The 4,585-nt window shown below is 48.3% G+C and carries 5 protein-coding genes; all 5 read right to left on the reverse strand.

Features of this window, described 5'->3' with window-relative positions; translation table 11 throughout:
• Positions 1-99 precede the first annotated feature (99 nt).
• The 5 genes from GY843_RS03255 to lysA are packed head-to-tail and all read right to left on the reverse strand — an operon-like array spanning position 100 to position 4,508.
• Positions 100-819: an HAD family hydrolase gene (locus GY843_RS03255; protein ID WP_297306470.1), complete on the reverse strand. Its 720-nt coding sequence runs from the start codon at positions 817-819 to the stop codon at positions 100-102.
• Positions 816-1,715, reverse strand: a complete 900-nt coding sequence (gene xerC / locus GY843_RS03260) for a tyrosine recombinase XerC (RefSeq protein WP_297306472.1) — start codon at positions 1,713-1,715, stop codon at positions 816-818. Before xerC ends, GY843_RS03255 begins: the two co-directional genes overlap by 4 nt.
• 31 nt (positions 1,716-1,746) lie before the next feature.
• On the reverse strand, positions 1,747-2,424 hold the full coding sequence (locus tag GY843_RS03265) for a DUF484 family protein (RefSeq protein ID WP_297306474.1): 678 nt from the start codon (positions 2,422-2,424) through the stop codon (positions 1,747-1,749).
• Positions 2,421-3,251 carry a diaminopimelate epimerase gene (gene dapF / locus GY843_RS03270; protein ID WP_297306476.1) on the reverse strand — a complete coding sequence of 277 codons (831 nt, stop codon included), beginning with the start codon at positions 3,249-3,251 and terminating at the stop codon, positions 2,421-2,423. The genes GY843_RS03265 and dapF overlap by 4 nt, the downstream gene beginning before the upstream one ends.
• The gene (lysA, locus tag GY843_RS03275) at positions 3,252-4,508 is read right to left on the reverse strand and encodes a diaminopimelate decarboxylase (RefSeq protein ID WP_297306478.1); all 1,257 of its coding nucleotides are present in this window, start codon (positions 4,506-4,508) and stop codon (positions 3,252-3,254) included.
• Positions 4,509-4,585 lie beyond the last annotated feature (77 nt).

The raw sequence follows: 4,585 nt of genomic DNA on the forward strand, positions 1-4,585 counted from the left end.
AAATGCTTCAGCAAGTGAAGAAGTAGCCCGACAGGCGAGCCACCTGCAAACCGTGGTTGGTCAGTTTAAAGTTTGATATTTATCTAATACTGTAAAGGGCTACAAAGTAGCCCTTTTTTCTGCCTGCTTATTAATTAAAGCAACCTTTTCTAGAATCTGATCAAGGCTGTTTACCTCTTCAGAAGCGATAGAGCACCCGCCTTCTTGACCCATATTTACCCAAATAGTCCAGATCCCTACCGCATTTGCGCCTTCAATATCATGCTCGGGGTTATCTCCTATATGGATAACCTGCTCAGGCCTCAGTCCTGTGTGCTGTAACATCTGTTGGAACATCAGCGGGTCAGGTTTCATCGATCCCACATCATCAGCCTTAAACTGAAAATCAATCAGGTCTGCCAAACCCACCTTATGAATATCGGCATTACCGTTACTTAAGGCTCCCAGTTGATAGCCCTGTTGTTTCAATTCAGAGAGCATCTCCCTTGCGTGCTCAAAGAACTCCACCTGCTGCCGCGCCTGAAGGAATACCTCAAAGGCCTGCTGAGTCAGTTGCTCCGCTATATCTGCCTGATACCCCGCCTTCAGCATGCCATAGCGCAGTTGAGCAATTCGAATACGGGTAACGCTATGAGCAATATCCGGCATTTCATCCAGAACCGCTTTACGAAGCGTCATCAGATCCTGCAATTGATAACAGCGAGTAAATTCTGGTGCGTACTGCGCCAACCAATCAAACATCGTTTGGTTAGCATGACGGATTACTGGATCAACAGCCCATAGGGTGTCATCAAGATCGAAAGTTATACAACGGATCATTTTTTGTCCTTCCTATGCGCTCTGGGGTGAGCACCCTCATACACCTGCATCAGGTGCTGAAAATCAAGATGAGTATAGATTTGGGTTGTGGATATATCTTCATGCCCCAACAGCTCCTGCACCGCTCGCAGGTCGCCACTGGATTCAAGCATATGACTGGCGAAGCTGTGCCGTAAACGGTGTGGATGAACTTTACCCTGAATACCTAAACGCTTGCCCCAGTAATCCATACGCTGCTGTACTGCTCGGACACTAATACGTTTACCCTGCTTACTGACAAACAGCGCCTGTTCTGAATAATCAGCCAGCTGGTAACGATATTCCAACCAACGATCTATCGCTTCAAGCGCCTTTCTACCTATGGGCAGATCACGCTCTTTACTGCCCTTACCTTTCACCCTCAAGCTATGGTCTGACAGATCCATATCATACATATCGACTCCCACTAACTCCGATATACGAAGTCCTGAGGAGTAGATCAGCTCCATAATGGCAGCATCCCGGGCAGAGGCAGCATCAGTAACAGGCACTTCTAGCAACTGCCCGATCTGATCTGCATCTAGAGTATTAGGTAACTTCCTTGGTGATTTCGGTGCCTGTACCGCATCTGCAGGGTTGTGCTCTACTAGTCGTTCACGGGAAAGGTAATTATAGAAACTACGGATAGCAGAGAGGGTACGCTGAATACTTGAACCGGCTAGGCCCTGACGATGAATCTGCGCCACGAATTGGCGGATATGTTTAGCTTCAACATCCTGCCACTCAGGCACTTCCTGCTCCTCAGTAAAAGTGAGCAGTTTCGCCAGATCACGACTGTAATTATCAAGGGTATACGGAGAGAGCTGACGTACGGTCGCCAAATAGTGAAGGAACTGCTCAAGCAGTATTTCTTTCACTTAACTCTCCCGGAATAAAGTAGGCTGTTTATTAAAATTCCTGCAGGCGTAAAACCCTGCTGGCAACACGGCTCAGCACTTCACCCACATAACTCAACAAAACGGTACCCTGACTGCTGCTGAAATAGTTGGGATCATAACTACCTACCGCCAACAGCCCTAAAGTCTCACCCTGCACCAGAGGTACTACGGCAGCAGACTGCACTTTGATAGATTCATCAGCAAAGATAAAACGGTTTTCAGCCTCGCTTAAACGACCACAGCTTGGAAGGTTAGTGGCAATCAGGTTACTGATCGTACCGGCATCTTCGCGCAGCATCAGACGTAGATTATTCACATCCAATGGTTTTTCTGTGAACAGAACCAGTGCGGTAGTATCACTCTGAAAGTCCTGACACAGGCTTTCATCGATCGCCACTGCGATATCATCCAGCGTTTCCGCTTCCAGCAGCGCCAGCACCATTCGCTTAGTTTTCTCGAACTGCAGATCATTATGACGAGCAATATCGATCAGGTCCGACAGATGAGCTGTAAGGTTCTGATTTTTCTCACGCAGCACGGTCGTCTGACGCTCGATTAGAGAAACAGCACGCCCCGTCTCGTGAGGCACATGCAGTTTTTCAAGCAGCTTGGCATTTCTGGAGAAAAAGTCGGGATGCGCTTGCAGAAACTCAGCAACTTGCGCTTCGCTCAGTGTTGAATCATTCATACAAAAATCTGCCCTTCATAAACCGTTGTCGCAGGACCGGTCATTATTACCGGCTGCCCTACTCCCTGCCACTCAATCTCAAGATCACCGCCTGGCAGATGAACTGTTACCGGCATATCCAGTTCACCGCGTAGCTTACCAGCCACAACTGCCGCACATGCACCCGTACCACAAGCCATCGTTTCACCTACTCCACGCTCAAACACACGCAGATTGACCTCATTTCGGCTGATCACCTGCATAAAACCGATATTGGCTTTAGCCGGAAAACAGTGATGAGACTCCAACGCAGGGCCTAATGTTTCAACAGGTGCAGTTTCAGTATTATCAACCAACAAAACACCATGGGGGTTACCCATGGAGATCGCGCTAAGCTCTACGCTTTGCCCTTCCACCTCAACCTGATAGGTATTTGCCTGCTCTGTTGCGGTAAAAGGTACCTGATCAGGTTGCAGTACAGGTTCACCCATATCCACCTCAACACGCTTGTCAGGATGGATATTTAACACAGCTCGACCATTGGCCGTCTGCACAGTGATCTCTGTTTTTCCAGTAAGGCGTTTATCCTTTACAAACTTGGCGAAACAGCGCGCGCCATTACCGCAATTTTCCACCTCAGAGCCATCCTGATTGAAAATGCGGTAACGGAAATCCACTTCGGGTTCGGTGGGTGGTTCAACTATCAATAACTGATCAAACCCTACACCGAAATTACGATCACCCAGTTTTTTTACCAGTTTAGGCGTTACTTTTAGGCGCTGGGTCACAAGATCCAACACCATAAAGTCATTGCCTAAACCATGCATTTTGGTAAAACGGACTAACATTTAGCGATCCTTAGGCAGTAACTGCTCGCCTTTAACCAGATCACTCAGCGACTCACGCTTGCGGATCAGGTAATGCTGATTGTCATCTACCATCACCTCTGCCGGGCGACCACGGCTGTTGTAGTTAGACGCCATAACGAAGCCGTAAGCACCCGCTGAACAAACCGCTAGCAGATCACCCGCTTCCAGATTCAATTCACGATCCTTACCCAGGAAGTCCCCTGTCTCACAGACAGGTCCTACCAAGTCCCAACTCTGAGCTTCACCAGTCTCACGCAGCATTACAGGGACAATCTCCTGATATGCGCTGTACAAAGATGGACGGATCAGATCGTTCATCGCGCCATCGATAATGGCAAAGTTTTTCTCACCAGTACATTTCAGGAATTCAACACGCGTCAGCATTACACCGGCATTAGCGGCAATGGAGCGGCCTGGTTCAAAGATCAGTTCCAGATCACGGCCTTCAACTTTCTTAAGAACCTCAGAGATATATTCCTGCGGTGTTGGTGGAACCTCGTCGGTGTAGCACACGCCCAAACCACCACCCAGATCCAGATGTTTGATCGTAATACCTTGTTCCGCCAGCGTATCCACCAGCACGAGGACACGATCCAAAGCATCCAGGAAAGGTGCCACTTCTGTCAGTTGGCTACCGATATGGCAATCCATTCCAACGACATCAACACTGTCCATCTCTGCAGCACGGGCATAAATGCGCACCGCATCATCAATATCGATACCAAACTTATTCTCTTTCAACCCCGTTGAAATATATGGGTGAGTACCCGCATCAACATCAGGGTTCACGCGGAAAGAGATGGCAGCGACTTTGCCTTCAGATGCAGCCACTTCGTTAACTCTCTCAAGCTCTGCTTCTGATTCAATATTAAAACAGCGAATACCTGCTTCCAGAGCGCGGCTGATCTCATGAGGCTGCTTACCTACACCAGAGAACACAACCTTGGTGGCATCACCACCGGCACGCAGAACACGCTCCAGTTCACCTACAGAAACAATATCAAAACCTGCACCCAGGCGAGCCAATACATTCAACACGGCCAGATTTGAGTTAGCTTTAACGGCATAACAAACTAAGGACTTCTGCCCTTCCAATGCCTCGGCATAAGCTAAGTAAGCTCGTTCTAGCGCATCACGAGAATAAACATAGGTTGGCGTACCAAACTCTTCAGCGATGCGGGTCAGGGCAACATCCTCACAACAGAGCTGCCCATTACGATATTCAAATGTATCCATCAATCTTCTCTAAACTTTTACTTCTGCTGTGTTTGCTTTTGATTTTCGCCATCTGGCAGATATAGAGGGCCTTTCTG

It is taken from the genome of Neptuniibacter sp. (assembly GCF_024231755.1).
Taxonomy (GTDB): Bacteria; Pseudomonadota; Gammaproteobacteria; order Pseudomonadales; family Balneatricaceae; genus Neptuniibacter.